General features: G+C 47.9%; 20 protein-coding genes and 1 tRNA gene. 11 read left to right on the top strand and 10 right to left on the bottom strand.

All coding sequences use genetic code 11. From position 1 onward, the window contains the following. Window positions 1-2: 2 nt before the first annotated feature. Both SU32_RS09820 and SU32_RS09815 read right to left on the bottom strand, forming a co-directional pair. Window positions 3-1,334: a cytochrome-c peroxidase gene (locus SU32_RS09820; protein ID WP_053999179.1), complete on the bottom strand. Its 1,332-nt coding sequence runs from the start codon at window positions 1,332-1,334 to the stop codon at window positions 3-5. Between the two features lie 328 nt (window positions 1,335-1,662). Beyond that, window positions 1,663-3,243 (bottom strand): O-antigen ligase family protein, encoded by a 1,581-nt coding sequence (locus SU32_RS09815; RefSeq protein WP_144421094.1) that lies wholly within the window; start codon window positions 3,241-3,243, stop codon window positions 1,663-1,665. Between the two features lie 56 nt (window positions 3,244-3,299). On the opposite strand from SU32_RS09815, the gene SU32_RS09810 reads away from it, so the two are divergent. From SU32_RS09810 to SU32_RS09800, 3 genes are all read left to right on the top strand, one after another. Then, window positions 3,300-3,587, top strand: a complete 288-nt coding sequence (locus SU32_RS09810; protein ID WP_053999177.1) for a transposase — start codon at window positions 3,300-3,302, stop codon at window positions 3,585-3,587. After that, the gene (locus tag SU32_RS09805) at window positions 3,584-4,441 is read left to right on the top strand and encodes an IS3 family transposase (RefSeq protein ID WP_144421093.1); all 858 of its coding nucleotides are present in this window, start codon (window positions 3,584-3,586) and stop codon (window positions 4,439-4,441) included. The genes SU32_RS09810 and SU32_RS09805 overlap by 4 nt, the downstream gene beginning before the upstream one ends. 66 nt (window positions 4,442-4,507) lie before the next feature. After that, window positions 4,508-4,861 carry an acetyltransferase gene (locus SU32_RS09800; RefSeq protein ID WP_082376629.1) on the top strand — a complete coding sequence of 118 codons (354 nt, stop codon included), beginning with the start codon at window positions 4,508-4,510 and terminating at the stop codon, window positions 4,859-4,861. A 127-nt stretch (window positions 4,862-4,988) separates the two neighbouring features. Here SU32_RS09800 and SU32_RS09795 read toward each other — a convergent pair. Then, window positions 4,989-5,065, bottom strand: a tRNA-Ile gene (locus SU32_RS09795). A gap of 229 nt (window positions 5,066-5,294) precedes the next feature. On the opposite strand from SU32_RS09795, the gene SU32_RS09790 reads away from it, so the two are divergent. Then, window positions 5,295-6,026: an SIMPL domain-containing protein gene (locus SU32_RS09790; protein WP_053999174.1), complete on the top strand. Its 732-nt coding sequence runs from the start codon at window positions 5,295-5,297 to the stop codon at window positions 6,024-6,026. Between the two features lies 1 nt (window position 6,027). Here the strand turns inward: SU32_RS09790 and SU32_RS09785 are convergent, their stop codons facing one another. The 5 genes from SU32_RS09785 to SU32_RS09765 all read right to left on the bottom strand — a co-directional run bounded on the left by SU32_RS09785 (window position 6,028) and on the right by SU32_RS09765 (window position 8,612). After that, entirely contained in the window at window positions 6,028-6,489 is a 462-nt protein-coding gene (locus SU32_RS09785; protein ID WP_053999173.1) for a YHS domain-containing (seleno)protein, read from the bottom strand. 97 nt (window positions 6,490-6,586) lie between these two features. Continuing rightward, window positions 6,587-7,183 (bottom strand): GNAT family acetyltransferase, encoded by a 597-nt coding sequence (locus SU32_RS09780; RefSeq protein WP_053999172.1) that lies wholly within the window; start codon window positions 7,181-7,183, stop codon window positions 6,587-6,589. A gap of 4 nt (window positions 7,184-7,187) precedes the next feature. Further along, complete coding sequence (locus SU32_RS09775; protein WP_053999238.1) at window positions 7,188-7,595, bottom strand: ketosteroid isomerase-related protein; 408 nt, start codon at window positions 7,593-7,595, stop codon at window positions 7,188-7,190. Between the two features lie 64 nt (window positions 7,596-7,659). Further along, the gene (locus SU32_RS09770; protein ID WP_082376615.1) at window positions 7,660-8,112 is read right to left on the bottom strand and encodes a YcgN family cysteine cluster protein; all 453 of its coding nucleotides are present in this window, start codon (window positions 8,110-8,112) and stop codon (window positions 7,660-7,662) included. Window positions 8,113-8,144: 32 nt separating this feature from the next. Then, the gene (locus SU32_RS09765; protein ID WP_053999171.1) at window positions 8,145-8,612 is read right to left on the bottom strand and encodes a DUF721 domain-containing protein; all 468 of its coding nucleotides are present in this window, start codon (window positions 8,610-8,612) and stop codon (window positions 8,145-8,147) included. 95 nt (window positions 8,613-8,707) lie between these two features. Here SU32_RS09765 and mutY point away from each other — a divergent pair, with 95 nt between their 5' ends. Beyond that, a complete protein-coding gene (gene mutY, locus SU32_RS09760; RefSeq protein ID WP_053999170.1) occupies window positions 8,708-9,781 on the top strand; it encodes an A/G-specific adenine glycosylase in 1,074 nt (357 codons plus the stop codon). 10 nt (window positions 9,782-9,791) lie between these two features. Continuing rightward, window positions 9,792-10,397 (top strand): HAD family hydrolase, encoded by a 606-nt coding sequence (locus tag SU32_RS09755; protein WP_053999169.1) that lies wholly within the window; start codon window positions 9,792-9,794, stop codon window positions 10,395-10,397. A 90-nt stretch (window positions 10,398-10,487) separates the two neighbouring features. On the opposite strand, the gene SU32_RS09750 is transcribed toward SU32_RS09755, so the two are convergent. Beyond that, complete coding sequence (locus SU32_RS09750; protein WP_053999168.1) at window positions 10,488-11,630, bottom strand: site-specific DNA-methyltransferase; 1,143 nt, start codon at window positions 11,628-11,630, stop codon at window positions 10,488-10,490. A gap of 238 nt (window positions 11,631-11,868) precedes the next feature. Here SU32_RS09750 and SU32_RS09745 point away from each other — a divergent pair, with 238 nt between their 5' ends. Genes SU32_RS09745 through SU32_RS09735 form a run of 3 tightly spaced genes read left to right on the top strand, consistent with a single transcriptional unit; the run spans window position 11,869 to window position 15,656 of the window. Beyond that, entirely contained in the window at window positions 11,869-13,632 is a 1,764-nt protein-coding gene (locus tag SU32_RS09745; protein ID WP_082376627.1) for a sugar phosphorylase, read from the top strand. After that, window positions 13,632-14,438 (top strand): HAD-IIB family hydrolase, encoded by an 807-nt coding sequence (locus SU32_RS09740; protein WP_053999167.1) that lies wholly within the window; start codon window positions 13,632-13,634, stop codon window positions 14,436-14,438. The genes SU32_RS09745 and SU32_RS09740 overlap by 1 nt, the downstream gene beginning before the upstream one ends. Before the next feature lie 3 nt (window positions 14,439-14,441). Then, window positions 14,442-15,656 carry a glycosyltransferase family protein gene (locus SU32_RS09735; protein WP_053999235.1) on the top strand — a complete coding sequence of 405 codons (1,215 nt, stop codon included), beginning with the start codon at window positions 14,442-14,444 and terminating at the stop codon, window positions 15,654-15,656. A gap of 8 nt (window positions 15,657-15,664) precedes the next feature. On the opposite strand, the gene SU32_RS09730 is transcribed toward SU32_RS09735, so the two are convergent. Next, entirely contained in the window at window positions 15,665-16,222 is a 558-nt protein-coding gene (locus tag SU32_RS09730) for a hypothetical protein (protein WP_245625519.1), read from the bottom strand. Window positions 16,223-16,470: 248 nt separating this feature from the next. Between SU32_RS09730 and thrC the strand changes: the two genes are divergently transcribed. Beyond that, window positions 16,471-17,862 (top strand): threonine synthase, encoded by a 1,392-nt coding sequence (gene thrC / locus SU32_RS09725; protein WP_053999165.1) that lies wholly within the window; start codon window positions 16,471-16,473, stop codon window positions 17,860-17,862. A gap of 59 nt (window positions 17,863-17,921) precedes the next feature. Then, window positions 17,922-19,235 carry a M16 family metallopeptidase gene (locus SU32_RS09720; protein WP_053999164.1) on the top strand — a complete coding sequence of 438 codons (1,314 nt, stop codon included), beginning with the start codon at window positions 17,922-17,924 and terminating at the stop codon, window positions 19,233-19,235. Window positions 19,236-19,257: the final 22 nt, after the last annotated feature.

Raw genomic sequence — 19,257 nt, 5'->3', positions numbered from 1 at the left:
ACTCACTTATCGACTGGCAGGCCGCTTGGCACCGTATCCGGCACACCAAAACGAAGCGTCAAGCTTTTCTCATCTTCCAGTGCTTTTAGAAAAGCCAACAGGTCATCTATTTCATCAGCGGATAATATGGGACCTGACCAACTGACCGCACTTTTAATAGCTGTATTTTCATTTGCATCATCAAGCGCAGCCCAGTCATTTTTGGGCGGCGTGTAACCGGCAAACAAAGCTTCGCTTCTGTCATAATTTTCAATGGCGGTTGACGGTTCGAGATGCGCTTCTACGAATTGGCGCAAATCACGATAAGCACCGGAATGCCCATATGGTGCTGTCAAAGTAACATTGCGCAGCGACGGCGTGCGGAAAGCATATGCATCTTCCGGCTTACCTGTGACGCGCATACGACCGGTGTCCTGACTGTGACTTTCAAACCGTTCGGCTTTTCCCGGACCAATTTGCGGCACACCCATTGCGTGAAATTTATGATCTGTCTGGAAAGGCCCCGAATGACAATCTGCGCAACTTGCCTTGCCATAAAACAAATCCATGCCGCTTTGTGCCTTGGCATCAAGTTCAGTGTTTCCGCGCAAATAGTTATCGAAAAGGCTATCATCCGAACGCCATTCAAACGCAATGAACGCCGCAAGTGCATCGGAAATATCCGTGAAATCAATCGGCCTACCCTCTGCGATTTCAGGATCAATTGCGTCAAACATCGCCTGATATTCGTCAATCGCTGCCACGCGTTTTGAAATAATATCCCAAGCGCCGCCATCACCCGTTATCAACCCGCGGCGCACAGCCTTTGCAACATCGTTCTCGCTGTAATGTCCGGCCATTTCATCCGGTGACAAAACAGGAAACATGGACTGCGCCGATAACACACCGGAAAAGCCAACCGTCATATCGTCATCAAGCGGCGTTCGTAATCCGGACTTTTTTGTTTCATCGGCCTCAAGCCTGCCATCATGAAACATGACAGTGAATTCTTTAGCGCCCAAGTTGAACAAAGCCGGCGCATTGCGCGGTATGCGCTGCTCGGGAAGATTGTTTTCATCGACACCGCGATCAGCCCCAAGCCCGACCCCGCCCTCACCGATAGATAGTGAAACACCGTCGGCTGTACCCAGCTTGGGGTGGTGACATGTACCGCAGGAAATATTCTTATTGCCGGATAAAATTGGATCCCAAAACAGGAGCTGGCCCAGCCGCGCCTGGTTTATGTCAACGTCAACAAACAAATCATCGCTGACTGCTTTCACTTCAATAGATGTCGACGTTACCGGCCAAAGCGACAAGGCAGATACGGTCAAAAAGAGAGCCTGTTTTTTCATGCTAGAATACTGCCATATAAGGCACATCTTGCAAAAGAAATTATAGCCAAAATCTGGAAAATGAAGGCGATTTTCTCCTCTAAACTTCTAAGGTGACCTCAGCGCATCTAAATAGAAAATAAGAAAATTGACGCAAACCAATACTTCCAAATTGAAAGTCCATTATGCAAACGTAAAATATTCTATGCGGGAACATATTCAGCTAGTTGTATGAATTAGTTTTATAATGTCGATTATATATTACATTCAACGTTCACCACGAGGTTATTAATATACTCGCTTGAAACTAATATTCACGCTTCTGAAGTCTGTTTTATGAGAAATATGCTTAGTAAGATTCACCTTCCCCTCCCCAGACTGCGAAATAGGTACACAACGTGGCATAGTCACTCTTTCGACGTGGATCTGCATGAAAAAGTTTGGAAGATATTGCTATAGGGCAAATAGGGCCGGATAGAAGAATCTTATAGTTTTCGCCATCTTTACGAATTAGAATATCCTGCAATTTCCTTGCTGTTGAGGAAAGCTTCATGTACTCATCACGCCAGACTAAAGTTGCATCATGAAAACGCTCTGTGTCTGGTAGCTTAATCTGACTTTCAGCTTTATCTAACTCGATTTGCAGCCTGTCAACAAATCCCTTTAATTCTTCAGCAGCTTTACGGGCTTGTTTTACATCCTCAGCCGGCAATGAATATCCGCCAATGGCAGTCGTTATACGGTTAAATCCAATTGTGTTACCCACCCATAGAAATGCGGCGATACACAACACCAAAACAAAGCATCCTCCCAAAGAAAATACTTTCATAAAGTGTCTATCAGCATCCAACACAGTAGCTGCGGAGTGAGGCTCTTCCTTCAGTTCTGACTGTTTTTCACGTCTGAAACGAGTGTTGATCACACCAAACAACAAAGCGTTTGAATAAACAAATCCGGCGTCAATCGCATCATGCCCAAACCCAATATTGAACAATGAGCCGGTAGTCTGGACGGCCCAAATACCCAAAACACCAAATGTTAAACCTTGAGGTATGTCTCCTAACTTCCGTGCTCGTGAGATTAATAATATAGGAAGAAACAACAATAATATGGCAGATAGAACACCGACAACACCGCTCTTTGCAAACTGATCAATGAAAAGGTTGTGAAAATGTGAAAATTCAAAAACGCGATCTAACGAACTAGATACACAAGGCCTCATTTTATCAAGAGCGTAGTCATGACCACGACCCAAAATCGGCGCCTCACCGCCAATTTGAAGACCACAACCCCAAACTGCAATACGTATAGGATCAAACTCCATAATATTCATATCTGCTTCGATAACGCGATCCAGAAACTTCATTGTGCGATCACCGACATTTGTAATATTGATTAGTAATGCAAAAATCATAACTAATATCGCAGCAGCAAATATACGGGCCCAAACTTTTCCTCTTGGACCATAACCCCAAACCATAAGCAGGGATATTATTACAATTGCCAGTATGCTTGTTCGCGATCCAGAATTGGCAACGAGTAGAGCGCAAAACACCAAAGCGATACACGAAGCAAGCTTGGTAATTTTATCTGGAACCATCACAATTCCTAAGCACAAAAATACGAAGAGCAGGCTACACATATACCCGAAAACATTGGAATTTTCGCTTAATCTCATCGCTAGAGACAGATTCAGATAGTTTACTGCCCCCCATTGGGCAACCGCCATGAGAACTCCGCAAACTGCGCCTCTAACTACCCATAATAATAATTTCTCCGGATTAGCCTGGCTAAAAAAATGCAGCAATACTGGCAAAAAAAGTAGAGGTATTCGTTCGAAAAGCTGGGCAACGCTTTCACTATCAGACGGATTCATAGCTGCGGATAAAGCGCCTGCGCCATAATATGTGATTACAGCAGCCCAAACCAATTGTCTTAGCCCCCTAAAACTGTGCCATAGTTTGATAGAGATTGGAGATCGGATTTATGGCTCGCAAACGTCATTCGGACGAGGATATTTTACGTCTTTTGCGTGAGATTGAAGTACATATCCATAGCGGTATGGATGTTGTTGGTGCGTGCCGAAAGGCAGGTGTTTCAGACAAGACCTATTATGCCTGGCGCAAGAAGTTTGGTGGCATGGGCCGCTCTCAGCTCAGTGAGATGAAGTCACTGCAAAAGGAAAATGATCGGCTCAAGAAGATTGTGGCTGAGTTGGAACTGGATAAGCTGATTTTGAAGGAAAGCCTTGATTTTTTAAAACCGAAGGTCTGACGAAAGATCAACAACGTCAGGCCGCTATCCATACAAGACAGAAGCTCAATACATCTGAGCGACGAACGTGCAAAGTGCTGGGTGTCGCTCGTTCTACGCTGAACTACAAGCCTGCTCAGCAAGATGATGAAGCTTTGCGCTTGGCCATGATTAAATTGGCCAAGCGCTATGGCCGATATGGTTATAGAAAGATTGCTCAGCTACTTCGCATGGAAGGCTGGCAAGTCAATCACAAACGAATTGAGCGTTTGTGGCGCGAAGAAGGTCTGCAGCTACCCCAAAGACACAAGAAACGAAAAAGGCTGTATCACAAGGACAGTTCTGTCATCAGGCTACGTCCACATCACCAGAACCACATTTGGTCGATTGACTTTGTTCATGACAAGCTCAGCAATGGCAGAAGCTACAAGATGCTCACAGTCTTAGATGAATATACCAGAGAAGCGTTGTGTGTTGTTGTTCGACCCAAGTTGGATGCAAATGATGTGCTGGACGCTTTGTTTGATCTCATTGTCCAACGCGGCAAACCAAAGTTTATCAGATCGGACAATGGCGCCGAGTTCATTGCCAAACACCTTCAAACATGGCTCAGAAAAGTGGGCATTCAACCCATCCAAATCTACCCAGGCTCACCTTGGGAAAACGGGTATAATGAGCGTTTCAATGGAACCCTGCGAAACGAAGTGCTTAACGCAGAATGGTTCTGCTCAATACGACAAGCTCAGACCGCCATCAATATCTGGCTCAAACAATACAATCATATTCGACCGCACCACGCCCTAAACATGCGACCACCCATGCCAGAAACCTTAATAGAGAAAACCAAAATCAGTGGCACTGAAAATTGGGGCTAGACAGCAGAAAAATGCTTCAATACCGGGATTCCGTTAATCGAAGCACGCGCCGATTCAGTGATTGAAATGGACAATGTCATTATTGGCGATGGGGCTTGCTTATCTCCCTTTGTAACCTTGACCTCCAATATCCGCATAGGCAAATGCTTTCACGCCAACCTTTACTCTTATGTAGAACACGACTGTACAATAGGCGATTTTGTAACCCTTGCACCTGGCGCCAAAGTAAATGGTGATATTACAATTGGTGACAATGCTTATATTGGCTCAGGGGCCGTTATTCGTCAGGGTATCACAATAGGTTCAGGCGCGACGGTGGGAATGGGGGCCGTTGTGGTTCGCGATGTTCCTCCTGAGGCTACAGTTGTCGGAAATCCTGCCAAATTACTTGTTAAAAACAAGCCTGAATCAAGTATTTAGAACTTTATAGCATGTGGTTGCCAACTTCGGTGTCCAGCAGCGGAAACGGAGAATCACGAGGCTCCATCAAGTAGAGTAGACAAACCTTATGGCGAACTCGTGCTTACAATTTTTACTGTATCGTTGATGGTGGGCCCGGAGGGACTCGAACCCCCGACCAAGCGGTTATGAGCCGCCGGCTCTAACCAACTGAGCTACAGGCCCCACCTTCACGTGCGCTGCATAACCCTTACACAATCGGGTCAATAATCTTTAAAAAAGAGAACCAACCACATTGCAAAGGTACAATGCTATGGCGGTTGGTTAGCCTATTCTTTTTGCCACGACAAGCACCCAAACTTATATCTTGGAAATATTTTCAACACGCCATAATCCCTACACATCTGCCATGGATAAACCTGCCGAGGGATGAATTTTTTAAAGGCGTTTAACAATGAACTTTTTGACGATACCTGCGGTTGCCGGATTAGCTATGATTGGTATGGGTGCAGCAACTTTGCCTGCCATGGCGGAGGCAGCACAGACACCAACGATCTCTGTTACCGGTAAAGGCACCGCAAATGTTGCTCCGGATATGGCTATCATCTCAATGGGTGTGACCAAAGAAGCTGAAACCGCCCGTGAGGCTTTAAATGCCAATACCGAAGCTATGAAAAAAGTGCTTGAAGAAATGCAAAACGCAGGGATTGAAGCGCGTGATCTTCAAACATCCGATTTTTCAATTCAGCCACAATATGTCTATCCGAACAATAATAATGGCGAACAAAAGCCGCGCATTTCAGGTTATATTGTCCGCAACAGCCTGACCGTTCGCGTGCGCGATCTGGAAAAAGTGGGTGATGTGCTTGATGCATCGGTTTCACTTGGCGTCAATGATGGCGGCAATCTTGTCTTTACAAATGACAAGCCTGATGAAATCGTCAATCAAGCGCGCTCAAAGGCCGTAAAAGATGCAATGGCAAAAGCCAAAACGCTGGCCGACGCTGCCGGTGTTACGCTGGGCGCGATTAAAACAATAAGTGAGCAGGCACACAATGACATACCGCGCCCGATGGCAAAAATGCGGACTATGGAAATGGCAGTAGGCAGCGCGCCCGTTCCGATTGCAGCGGGCGAGAATAGCTACGACGTCACAGTCAATGTGACATTTGAAATCGTGCAATAATTTATTGCGAAAGCGAAGGCCAATTGCGATCGCCAGTGGCAATGTTGCCGCTGGCATCTGCTGACCAGCGCTTACGAATTGATTTTGAATAATTGAGATAAAGCTTGCCCTCAACGATACTAAAAGCTTGCGGGTCAACTGGCGCCAAGTCTCCGTAAGACACCGCAAAAGCACAATAGCCGCCATATTGCGGTGCATATTTTGACGGGTTGGCCAGAAACAGATCACGGTTCTCCGCATTCTTAAACTGGTATGTCGAACCGTTATATTCAGCCGTCACAGACGCCTCACCCTTTACCGCTGCATTTTCGCTAAAGTAAGCAACCGGATCATATCCCTGAACAGCAACACCATCCGTCACATTTGTTTTTTCAGCCAAAGCGGCATTTGAAATCAAAATACCCGCCGCAAGCGAGGTAAGAAAAAATGCACGACGGGAGATTGTGTTTTTGCTGCGTCCCATAGATCAACTCCATATGGTTTAACTGTCCCAAGCATGGCAATTAAATCCTGCAAGATCAAAACACAGCTTGTGCCATGCTTCTCAACTTTATGTGAGTTCACGCCAGATTTTTTACCCAGAAAGCCATTGGTTTTTCTGTCTCATGGTCTTCATCGATATCTTTCCAGGCAAATCTGGTTTTAACATCTTTGATCTTCTTAAACCCGATGCGCTGCCAGAAATTATCAAGAGGCACATAGCTTGCCGGTTTTTCCGATGCATCAGAATCCCTGATGACGGCGCTGAAGACAGCTTTGTCAAAACCCTGCCTTAAAGCCTCTTTCTCACGCAATGTGAAAAACGCCCTGCCGGCACCTCCGCCACGGTATTGGGGCAAAAGAACAGATTCGGCAAAATAGAAAATCCGGGAAATATCGTAACCCGCATCCTGAAGCGGTTTGGCAAATGCCGCATCATGATCGGCAAGTGGCATTGCAGTAGAAGCACCCACTATTTCAGTTGCTGAAAACGAACCGACCATAAATGCACGATCATTATTCAGATATGAGCGCAAATAGGTGCGTTCATAAGCTTCATCACCATCATAAAGATAAGGCCACTCGCGGAAAACCTGCATCCGCAAACGCGCAAGATCATCAATATAGTGAGAAAAGTCTGATTGATTAATCGGGCGAATTTCGAATTTTCTATCCATCAGATCAGGAGACCTGCGCGATCCAGTCTTTCAGATTATAGTAAGTGGTCACGCGCGTAATCAGCCCGTCATCAACTTCGAAGAAGATGCCCGCGGGCAGATCATAGTTTTGCCCGTTTGCTTCCGGTAAGCCGTCAGCGGTCGCAAGGTATTTTCCGCGCACCGTGAATTCGGCTGCGGCACGCACGCCGCCCTCTGCGACCATGATCGCAATATCTGTCAGTTCTTCGCTGTAATGACGCGCCATTTCGCCATTGAACCAACGGAACTTTTCTTTACCGATCTGGCGCTCGCCCTGATTGATATCATGCGCCACATCCTCATGAAGCAAGGCAAGCATTGCTTCGCTGTCGCTTGCATTAAATGCAGCAAGATATTTCGAGATGATTTCGTGGGTCGTTTTCTCGCTCATAAGATGTCCAATCAGCTTAGTATGATGCGCAAATTTAAATCCTGCGCGGAACAATCATGCAAGCTTAAAGCGAACCATCAACCAAATGTTCCAAATATTCGCCATCATGCGTCATGTGATGCTCAAAGGCGCTCACGGCCCCGCGCATGGAAATATCTGCTTTGTGAACACTTTCAGGATCGCCGCTAATCAAAGGATGCCAATCAAAAAGCGGTTTACCTTCGTTCAGCAAACGATAAGCACATGTTGCTGGCAGCCAAGCGATTTCGCCCACATTTTCCGGCGTTAGCTTCACGCAATCGGACACTTTTTTCTGGCGGTTTTCATAGTCTGCACATCGGCAGGTCACTGGATCGAAAAGTCTGCACGCGACTGTCGTGTAATAGATTTCATCCGTATCATCATCGATCAGCTTCGACATGCAGCATTTGCCGCAACCATCGCATAGGGATTCCCATTCACCGGCTGTCATTTCAGCCAGTGTTTTTTCTTCCCAAAATGGTTTTTCTACAGTCACTTTGTTTGCTCTGTTTTTGGTAGGTGTGGCGATTATTTCTTATCGCGGATGACGCTTTGTCCAAAACGCTTGAGAGATTCTTTCAGCGCTTCGTCTTCGATACCGTCTGCAAGCCTGTTGATTTTCCGTTTCTCACCTTCAGTTATGGGTTTCAAGCGCTTTTTCGGCTTTTTCTTCTCAACCGGCTTTTGCGTGAGTTTGATACGCGCGATAGCGCGGTATCCCATGAAAGCATTGACGCGATCAATCACTTCGCCTGTCTGATGCTGTAAATGAAGGGCCGCCATCCCTTCTGCTGCGACAAGAAGTGTGCCCGGTTGAAACGCATCATCTTCATCAATTCGGGCGGGCCAACGCACTTTGACCGGCATCGACATTTCGGCCAGATCATGGCCTACAATCTCACCCCAAGCGGTAATCAGCGCCGTTGACACCCCTGCCCGCTTTGCCAACAAAGGATCGAGAATCTTATTGATATATCCGGCTGCCGATTTCGACATCGTGATGTTCCTTGGTTTGGCCCTCAATAACGCCCGCGCAGGATTAGCGCAAATTAGAGTTGATCTTTGTCCAACGCTTTCGATACACCCGCAGCATGAATAGTTCTCCTGACATCAGCACAAAACTGCTTGATTGGTACGATGTGCATGCGCGCGAGCTACCTTGGCGTGTATCGCCAAAAGACCTCGCGCTCGGCATTTTGCCTGACCCTTATCGTGTTTGGATGTCGGAAATTATGTTGCAGCAGACAACTGTTGCCACTGTGAAAGACTATTTTTCGAAATTTACCGCCAAATGGCCCAACATTGCGGCGTTATCAAGCGCGAGTGAAGACGAGGTTTTGCGCGCTTGGGCGGGACTTGGCTATTATTCGCGAGCACGCAATCTGAAGAAATGCGCCGATATGGTCGTCACCAGTCATGACGGTCATTTTCCTGCCGATGTGCAAGCACTTAAAGCCCTGCCGGGTATAGGCGACTATACCGCCGCGGCGATTGCATCGATTGCATTTGATATTCCCGCCGCCGTAATGGACGGCAATGTCGAACGAGTATTTAGCCGTCTTTTCACCATTGAGACGCCACTGCCTGCCGCAAAGCCGATCATCAAAGCAAAAGTAGCAGAAACACTTAGCCAAACGAGACCCGGCGATTTTGCACAAGCCACGATGGATTTAGGCGCAACAATCTGCACACCCAAAAAACCGGCCTGTATGCACTGCCCTGTCCGCGAAAATTGCAAAGCGCTGGAAAAATCAGATCCAGAGCTGTTTCCCTATAAGCTTGCCAAAAAAGAAAAGCCCAAGCGCGTTGGCGCTGCCTTTGTTGCCACGTCACCTTCCGGTGATATTCTGCTTGAGCAACGCCCATCTAGCGGTCTTTTGGCATCCATGACGCAAGTGCCGACAACGGGATGGAATTCACGTCAGGATGGTGACACAAATGTTCATGCGGCTCCTTTTAATGCCAAGTGGAAAAACTGCGGCACAATCCGTCATGTGTTTACGCATTTTGAGCTCGAATTGACTGTATGGCACGCTGAAAATGTGCGTTCTGACGGTCAAAATTATTGGTGGGCAACGCGCGAAAATATATCTGAGGAAGCCTTGCCCACTGTCATGAAAAAAGTAATTTCCTGTGCGATACCGGAACTCTTCCAAAAGCAATGATTGAGCAATTATGACCGAGATAAAGCATATCGTTTTCGATATTGGACAAATTCTGATTCACTACGACCCGAACATTCCGTTTTCCCGCCTCATCAAAGATGAAGAAAAGCGCCAGTTCTTCTTTGAACGGATATGCACCAGCGCATGGAATATCGAGCAGGACCGTGGCCGGACATGGCCGGAAGCTGAAGCATTGCTGATTGCGGAATATCCGGATTGGGAAACCGAAATCCGCGCATTTCGCAAACACTGGCATGAAATGGTTTCCCATGCTCTGGATGAGCGTGTGGGCCATCTCCTGCGTCTTCAGGATGAAGGACATGACGTTACCCTCCTCACAAATTTTGCCTCCGATACCTTTCGCCAGGCACAAGAAATGTATCCGTTTTTGAAAACCGGACGCGGCGTTACCGTTTCCGGCGATGTGAAACTCATCAAACCGGACCCTGCCATTTATGAGTTGCATGCAGAAACATTCGGGCTGGAGCCGTCAAAAACATTGTTTATTGATGACAGTCTGCCCAATATTGAAGCCTGCCGCGCACTGGGCTGGCAAGGCATTCATCTGACACCCGATATGGACCTTGCGCCCGAATTGGAAACGTTTGGTCTTTAAAACTGAAAACGCTCCGACATTGCTGCCGGAGCGTTCTCTCAGTAGGCTTGGTACGAGATACTGGAGGCCAAGCTAAGCTGTAAATTGCGTTTAAGCGCCCGCTTTGGACATTTGATCGCGCACGATCTGGCGAAGACTGTCGATCGGCATAAGTTTTTTGGATTTCGGGCAATCGAAATGCCAGAAAGTCCAGCCATTACAAGCGTCAAGTTCCTGAACTGTTGCACCCATTTTGTGAATAGATGCCTGCACACCGCCATGGGATAGCGAACCGTCAGCCTGCACCGTTGCGGTCCAGCGTCGCTTTGAATCGGTCAATTTCATACCTGATTTAACAAGTCCCGCATCAATTAACGCCGAAAAAGCGACGCGAGGTTCGGCGCGTTTGCCTGTTACAATTTTCAAATCATGTGCGGGCAGTTCTTTTACAGAATTTATACGTGCAGTGGCTGCATCGATATATTCCTGCTCGCGCTCAATGCCGATAAAATTCCGGCCTAAACGTTTTGCGACAGCGCCGGTTGTGCCTGTGCCAAAAAACGGATCAAGGATCACATCGCCCGGCTTTGATGCGCTCATGAGAACACGCGCCAGCAGAGCTTCCGGTTTTTGTGTCGGGTGCACCTTGCTGCCGTCTTCGCCTTTCAAACGCTCACCGCCATTACAAATCGGGAAAAGCCAGTCTGAGCGCATCTGCACATCATCATTGGCGGCTTTCATCGACTCGTAGTTGAATGTGTAGCCTTTGCCTTTTTGATCTTTTGTGGCCCAGATCATAGTTTCATGGGCATTTGCAAAACGGCGGCCACGGAAATTCGGCATCGGATTGGTCTTGCGCCAGATAACATCGTTCAAAATCCAGAAACCCAGATCCTGCATCTTTGCGCCAACGCGGAAAATATTGTGATAAGAGCCGATAACCCAGATCGTACCGTTGGGCTTTAACACACGGCGCGCAGCCAAAAGCCATGCGCGTGTGAAATCATCATAGGCCTGAAATGATGCGAACTGATCCCAATGATCATCTACCGCATCGACCTTTGACTGGTCAGGGCGCTGGAGGTCGCCCTGAAGCTGTAAATTATATGGCGGATCAGCAAAGATCATATCGACGGAATTATCCGGCAATTTATCCAATGCCGCCACGCAGTCACCTTTCATGATTGTGTTCACATATGATGGGACTGCTGTGACAGCTGGTTTGGCCGAACGGGCCAGGTGTACGCGAGACATGAAGCACCTGATTACAAAATTACTCTATGCGCCTATGGTTACTGATCAGGGTAAATGTCTGGTGAACGTTTATGGTTAATGGCAATTAAATTGTGTTAATTTGAACTTTATGAATGCGCGCTCCCGCCCTGCCCAAAATTTAAGCAGAAAAGAAAACATTTGTGCAGCGCCTTGGCTGGACAGTTTGCCTCTACTGCTCCCAAATGTTTCAATAATTGAGTAGATGACGGAGTCGTTCGTGCTGAAAACGCAAACTGAAAAAGTATCACAGCGTTTAATGAACAATCTGGCGCAGCTAATTTCGTCAATTTATCCTGACCACGACACAGCAGCGCTCAGCCAAGAAGTCATTGACCGTTTCTGGCGCGATGGACAGCGCCCGCGCATGCGGGGACGTATTGCCGGCAATGCGCAATGGAGTGAAAAAGACAACTACTTGATTGCTTACGGTAATACGATTGTGGACGGTGAACATAAGCCGCTGGATCTATTACGCGATTTTGCAGAACAACATCTGGAAGGTACGATAAACGGAATTCACATTTTACCGTTTTTCCCCTTCACCTCTGATGACGGCTTTGCTGTAACCGATTACCGGCAGGTCAATAGTGAACTGGGTGCCTGGGAAGACATCACCAGAATCAGTGAGCATTTCCGCTTGATGTCTGACTTGGTTTTAAACCATGGCTCCAGTCAAAGCGTCTGGTTCAATGAATATTTGCAAGGGCACCCGCCTTACGACAAATATTTCTTTGAAGCATCGCCGGACGATGATTTGAGCGATGTTGTCCGTCCAAGGGCACATCCTCTTTTGCGCGAGGTCGAAACGGCGAATGGTACAAAATATGTCTGGTGTACCTTTAGCCATGATCAAGTGGACTTTGATTTCCGCAATCCGGAGGTTTTGTTAGAGTTTCTCGAAATATTGCGGTTTCACATCGACATGGGTGTTCGCACAGTGCGTCTTGATGCCGTGGCATTTGTTTGGAAACAGGCTGGTACAAGCAGCATTCATCTCAAGCAGACGCATGACATTGTAAAAGTGATGCGCTTACTTTGCGACTATTGCGAAGAACGGGTTCTCCTCATTACCGAGACGAATGTGCCGCGCGCGGAAAATCTTAGTTATTTCGGCAACCGCAATGAAGCCCATATGGTCTATAATTTTTCATTGCCGCCATTAGTCCTTCACGCCCTTCTAAAAGGCACATCAAAATATTTAAAAGCATGGCAAATGAGCATGCCGCCTGCCCAGCTTGGATGTACGTATTTTAATTTTACCGCGTCTCATGACGGTATCGGATTGCGGCCGGCCGAAGGTATCATCCCCAATGATCAGCTGACCGAAATGCTCAATACTGTACAAAATTATGGCGCGCGTATTTCAATGCGTGAGACAAAAGACGGCCCGAAACCCTATGAGTTAAACGTCGCCCTTTATGATGCTTTTAAAGGCACCGTCGATGGTGTTGACGAATTCCAAGCAGAAAGATTCATATGCAGCCAGACGATTGCTATGGGGCTGGAAGGCATACCGGCCTTTTATCTGCACTCTCTGGTTGCTGCCGGTAATGATACAGAAGGCGTCGAGCGCCTTGGCTATAACCGCGCCATCAACCGCACACGGTTTAATTATACCGATTTGCGCAAGGTTCTTGAAGATGAGAACGAACCGCGGGCACTCGTTTTCAAAGAACTTAAGCGCCGGATAAGAGTGCGCAGCAAACAACCGGCCTTTCATCCAAATGCCACACAGTTTACGTTACATCTTGGCGACGAAATTTTTGGTTTCTGGAGGCAAAGTCTTGATCGGGCGCAGTCAATTTTTGCGATTTCCAATCTTACAAAAAACGAGATTGCTTTGCCTGCGGTTTCGCTCAACCTTATTGACGGTAATGACTGGATCGACCTGCTTACAGGTGATCCTATTGAATCACTGGAAGGCGACCTGACACTGGCGCCCTATCAAACCATGTGGATCACCAACCGGATGCCGAATTAATGGCAGATCGCAAGCTACTCGTCTTTACTGATCTTGATGGCACATTGCTGGATCATGAAACCTATAGCTATGATGCCGCCCTGCCCGCGATTGAAATGTTACGGCAACACAATATCGGGCTGATATTGGCGTCCTCCAAAACGGCTGCCGAAATTGCGCCTCTTCGCGCAGAACTAGGCTTTACACATTGCCCTGCAATTGTCGAAAATGGCGCAGGTCTTTTATCTCCAAATGCGCAGGCAAGCGAACAGGACGGGCGCTATCAAGAAATCCAAACCAGACTTGATAGTTTGCCTGATGATCTACGCTCAAGGTTTACCGGCTTTTCACAAATGACGGTTGAAGATGTCGTCGCCGCGACCAGCCTTTCCCACGATGCTGCGCAGCTTGCTAAACAGCGTCAATTTTCAGAGCCTGGTCTCTTTCATGGCACTGACAAGGAACGGCAAGCATTTATTGAAGCGGCAAAATCTGCCGGGCTTTTGGCAAAACAAGGCGGCCGGTTTCTTACATTTTCGTTCGGAGGCGATAAGGCCGAACAAATGCGGGCCATTATAGCGGAGCAAGAAAATGCAACATTTTCAATAGCTCTCGGCGATGCGCCAAACGATATCGGTTTAATTGAAGCCGCAGACATTGGTGTCATCATTCCAAATCCTGCTCATGGCGGTATAAAGCCTCTCGCCGGAGAAATGAGCGGACAAATTATAGGGGCAGATAAAAACGGTCCCGAAGGTTGGAACCTGACTGTGCTTGAACTTGTTAAAAAATACGCGACTTTAAAACCAATGCATGAAAAGGATTAGATGATGGGTGACTTCCACCAGAATGGAAGTGTTGCAACACTTCATAACTTGTCAAAAATGCCGGTTAAAGAAATTGAAAATCAACTGCGCTCTTTTGCAAGAAACCGGAAGATCACACTCATATTACCGTCTCTCTTTTCCGAACTTCAAACACCGGCTCTGGCAGGTATTGTCGATGAGCTGTGCAATGCGGACTATATCAACAACATTGTTATCGGTCTGGATCAGGCGAATGAAGACGAGTTTAAATTTGCCAAACAATACTTCTCCATTCTACCGCAACAGCATGACATTTTATGGAATGACGGACCGCGCTTGCGGGCCATTCACAACCGGCTGGAAGAGGTAAACATCGCCCCCAAAGAGGCAGGTAAAGGCCGTAACGTCTGGTATTGTATCGGCTATACACTTGCCTCACAAAACTCGGATGTGGTCGCTCTGCATGATTGCGATATTGTTACCTATAAGCGTGAAATGCTGGCGCGCCTGATCTACCCCGTTGCCAATCCCAATTTTCCCTACCAGTTTTGCAAAGGCTATTACCCGCGCATCGCGGATGGCAAACTGAACGGACGCGTGACACGCCTTCTCGTCACGCCTTTGCTGCTCGCCTTGCAAAAAACATGCGGTCACAGTGATTATGTCGAATATTTGCAAGGGTTCAGATATCCGCTGGCCGGTGAATTCGCGATGCGCACCTCAATTTTACCGACCATGCGTATCCCGTCTGACTGGGGGTTGGAGATCGGTGTTTTATCCGAGGTCTGGCGTAATTTGAACCGCAACTCGGTTTGTCAGGTCGATATTTCCGATGCTTATGATCACAAACATCAGCCACTTTCAAAAGAAGATGCGAACAAGGGCCTTTCGCGTATGTCCGCAGACATCGCCAAAGCACTATTCCGCAAATTGGCTACAGATGGCGTCACATTCAGCAATGAACGATTCCGCAGTTTAAAAGCGACTTACTATCGTATCGCACTCGATCTGATTGAGATGTATTACAATGATGCGGTCTTTAATGGTTATCATGTTGACCGCCACGCAGAAGAAGAGGCGGTCGAACTTTTTGCGGCAAACATCGTCGAAGCCGGACACGTCTTTCTCGACAATCCAATGGAGACACCATTTATCCCCAATTGGAGCCGTGTCCAGTCGGCAGACCCTGATATTCTCCCCAACCTTCTTTCTGCTGTTAAAGCAGACAAAGAAGGCTAGTTTTCCGATTAAGGTGTTGTGTACGGGCCTTCGTCAAAGCCAACCAGAATTTGGATATTGCGTACGGTAGGTTCCGGCAGAACAATCTGGTCGTCCTTGTAAATAAATTGCGACGCACCGGCACCGGGCGTGACAGCAACTTCAAACTTGCCGAGCCGCGAATATGGCAGACCCTCGCCTGATTTAACCGCAACGCGAATTGGCATCGTAATATTACCGCCCGTACCCTTCGGACCGTTTACAACGCGTCCGGCCGCAGCAACTGTAATGAAGAGTTGGCCGTTGCGATATTTACAGGTTCTGGTGACATCAGAAATGATTGCCTGATAGATAATTTCATCGGCATTGCCGTCATTACCCTTTGTGTAGGTTCTGAAATAAGCGGTGCCTTCATTTAGCGTGACCCGTGGGCAGTATGCACGCAGATCGTCTTCGGTAACCGGGTCTTCAGCAACATTTAAAGTGTCTTCGGTTGTTGCTGTCTGGCAAGAAGCCAATGCAATTGCCGATACAGCCAATATTCCGGCACGAACGAACTTACCTAAGTCAAAGCTCTTACTACTCACCAACAATGCCATTTTTAAACCTCTGCCTTCACTTGCAACGCTTTAGAGCGGACATGAATTCTTCTGCACTCTTCTATGCGCAATTGGGCAGCATTAGGTCAACTCTTGTTCTCGCTATTGCCACAAGCCATTTGATGTCATTTTTATGTGCAAACCTTTGCAGCACAGCATATTTTACGCTAATGAGCGGCAGATTGAAAAATGGGAGCAAGAAATGCTTCCGCTTATCCTAAAAGGTTTTAACAGCTGTGAAATATGTTTCGACGCGTGGCCAGTCTACTGCCTTAAGTTTCCGTGACACAATGCTTGCCGGTCTCGCCTCTGATGGTGGCCTTTTTGTGCCTGAAAGCTGGCCCCAGTTTTCACAAACCGAAATCGCCAAAATGGCAGGCAAGAGCTACGCAGATGTTGCCATTCAGATCATGTGGCCATTTGTGGAAGGTGAGATAGACCGTACAGCTTTTGAAAGCATCGTTCGGGAAAGCTATGCGACATTCAGGCACGATGCGGTTTGCCCGCTGGTTCAGACTGGCGACAACGAATTTTTGTTAGAGCTTTTCCACGGTCCAACGCTGGCGTTTAAAGATGTGGCTATGCAGTTGATCGGCCGTTTGATGGATCATGTTCTCACAGAGCGTGACCAGCGTGCGACAATTGTCGGGGCGACTTCAGGCGATACCGGCGGCGCGGCCATTGAGGCGTTTGCCGGTCGTGACCGTACAGACATGTTTATCCTGTTTCCGCAAGGTCGTGTCTCGCCTGTCCAGCAACGCCAGATGACCTCTTCAACAGCGCCGAACGTCCATGCGCTGGCCATTGAAGGTAATTTTGATGATTGTCAGGACCACGTCAAAGCGATGTTCAACCATGTTGAATTTCGCAATAGCGTCAGCCTTTCCGGCATCAATTCGATTAACTGGGCGCGGATCATGGCCCAGATTGTTTATTACTTCACAAGTGCTGTATCACTGGGCGCCCCGCACCGGCCCGTGTCGTTCTGTGTGCCGACAGGCAATTTCGGTGATATTTTTGCGGGCTATGCCGCAAAACAAATGGGCTTACCGGTTGATAAATTGGTGATTGCGACGAATGACAATGACATTTTGGCGCGCACGCTGGAAACCGGCACTTACTCAATGTCCGGTGTTGTGGAGACAACCTCACCTTCTATGGACATTCAAATTTCGTCAAACTTCGAACGTCTTCTATTCAAGGCATCCGGCGATGATGACCGGGAAGTCACAGCCTATATGGGAACGCTAAAACAATCAGGCGAGTTCACCATCAAACCGGAAACGCTTAAAGCCATCCGTGCCGGATTTCTTGCTGGGCGGGCAGATGTTCTGGCAGCAGAGGAAACGATCAAAGCTGTTGCGGAACAATGCAGCTATACGCTTGATCCGCACAGCGCCGTGGGCGTTCATGTTGCACGCGCACACAAGCAGCAAGGCATACCAATGATCGTTCTTGGTACTGCTCATCCAGCCAAATTTCCTGATGCGGTTAAGCAGGCAACGGGCATTGAGCCACGCCTGCCGCTTTGGCTGGGTGACCTGATGTCACGTAAAGAAAACTTCACCCCCCTTTCATCTGACTTAAAAATAATAGAAGATTACATTTCAAAGCACACACGTGCTTAATAAAGAACAAGCCGGCACGGCCTTGCAAAGGCCAAGATGACCGGCACGGGAGTACATTAATGACGGTGCAGACAACCGTATTGGCGAACGGCATTACCGTTGCCACTCAACATTTTGAACATGTCGAAAGTATTTCACTTGGCATGTGGGTTAAAGCCGGTTCCCGCAATGAGCTGGTTGATGAACATGGCATAGCTCACCTGCTCGAACATATGGCCTTTAAAGGCACAACAAACCGCAGCGCCCAAAAGCTAGTCGAGTCGGTGGAAAATGTTGGCGGTGATATCAATGCCGCTACCAGTGTTGAAACAACGTCCTTTTATTTGCGCATGCTTAAAGAAGACACTGAACTTGGTGTCGATATTCTTGCTGACATCCTGCAAAACTCCAAATTTGACGAAGATGAGCTTGCCCGCGAAAAGCACGTCATTCTTCAGGAATTGGGCGCGGCAAACGATACGCCTGATGATTGTGTGTTTGACCGTTTTACCGAAGCTGCTTACCGGCATCAGACACTGGGCCGCTCCATTCTCGGTACCAGAGCAACGCTGAAATCTTTCACACCGGACATGATACGCGGCTATATTGACCGCGAATATTCCGGTGAACGTATGGTTTTTGCAGCCACCGGCGCCGTGGACCATGACAATATCGTTAAGCTTGTCGAATCCCGTTTTTCCTCCGTTCAAAAAAGCGCAAAATACTCAACTTCACCGGTTGCCCACTATGTCGGAGGCGACTACCGCGAACCGCGCGCACTTGAAGACACGCAGCTGGTCTTAGGGTTCGAAGGCCGCGCCTATCACGTGCGCGACTATTATGCGAGCCAGGTGCTTGCGATGCTATTGGGCGGCGGTATGTCTTCACGCCTCTTTCAGGAAGTTCGCGAGAAACGCGGCCTCTGTTATTCCATCTATGCTTTCCATTGGGGCTTTTCCGACACTGGTATTTTTGGCGTTCATGCGGCGACTGAACCTGGCGATCTACCTGAACTTGTTGAAATTATTCTGCGCGAACTCAAACGCGCGTCTCAGGATATCAGTGAAGTTGAACTTCATCGCGCGCGTGCACAGTTCCGTGCCTCCTTGCTTATGTCCGGCGAGAGCGCGCCTGCCCGAGCGGGACAAATTGCACGCCAAATTCTCTTGTTTGGCCGGCCGATTCCAAACTCTGAACTTTTATCGCGCTTGGACAATCTGGACACATGGCGCATTAACGACCTTGCCCAGCGCTTGTTTACAGCATCCAAACCGACGGTCTCTGCCGTTGGTCCGGTAGACAATTTGCTGGACATGCGCGAAATTACTGAGAAACTAGCTCAATTCGGTGACAAGGGAACGGTTCATCATCGCGCTCCTTCCGCGGCTGAATAAAACCGCAAGATGGTGTGCGTGT

The sequence above is a fragment of the Ahrensia marina genome (assembly GCF_001293565.1).
GTDB lineage: Bacteria > Pseudomonadota > Alphaproteobacteria > Rhizobiales > Rhizobiaceae > Ahrensia > Ahrensia marina.
The sequence above is the reverse complement of the archived record's forward strand: the minus strand, read 5'-3'. Positions and strand labels throughout refer to the sequence as shown.

Coding starts and splice junctions, on each gene's coding strand:
- SU32_RS09820 (WP_053999179.1), bottom strand. CDS start 1,334: ATGAAAAAACAGGCTCTCTTTTTGACCGTATCTGCCTTGTCGCTTTGG.
- SU32_RS09810 (WP_053999177.1), top strand. CDS start 3,300: ATGGCTCGCAAACGTCATTCGGACGAGGATATTTTACGTCTTTTGCGT.
- SU32_RS09800 (WP_082376629.1), top strand. CDS start 4,508: ATGGACAATGTCATTATTGGCGATGGGGCTTGCTTATCTCCCTTTGTA.
- SU32_RS09790 (WP_053999174.1), top strand. CDS start 5,295: ATGAACTTTTTGACGATACCTGCGGTTGCCGGATTAGCTATGATTGGT.
- SU32_RS09785 (WP_053999173.1), bottom strand. CDS start 6,489: ATGGGACGCAGCAAAAACACAATCTCCCGTCGTGCATTTTTTCTTACC.
- SU32_RS09780 (WP_053999172.1), bottom strand. CDS start 7,183: ATGGATAGAAAATTCGAAATTCGCCCGATTAATCAATCAGACTTTTCT.
- SU32_RS09775 (WP_053999238.1), bottom strand. CDS start 7,595: ATGAGCGAGAAAACGACCCACGAAATCATCTCGAAATATCTTGCTGCA.
- SU32_RS09765 (WP_053999171.1), bottom strand. CDS start 8,612: ATGTCGAAATCGGCAGCCGGATATATCAATAAGATTCTCGATCCTTTG.
- mutY (WP_053999170.1), top strand. CDS start 8,708: ATGAATAGTTCTCCTGACATCAGCACAAAACTGCTTGATTGGTACGAT.
- SU32_RS09755 (WP_053999169.1), top strand. CDS start 9,792: ATGACCGAGATAAAGCATATCGTTTTCGATATTGGACAAATTCTGATT.
- SU32_RS09750 (WP_053999168.1), bottom strand. CDS start 11,630: ATGTCTCGCGTACACCTGGCCCGTTCGGCCAAACCAGCTGTCACAGCA.
- SU32_RS09740 (WP_053999167.1), top strand. CDS start 13,632: ATGGCAGATCGCAAGCTACTCGTCTTTACTGATCTTGATGGCACATTG.
- SU32_RS09735 (WP_053999235.1), top strand. CDS start 14,442: ATGGGTGACTTCCACCAGAATGGAAGTGTTGCAACACTTCATAACTTG.
- SU32_RS09720 (WP_053999164.1), top strand. CDS start 17,922: ATGACGGTGCAGACAACCGTATTGGCGAACGGCATTACCGTTGCCACT.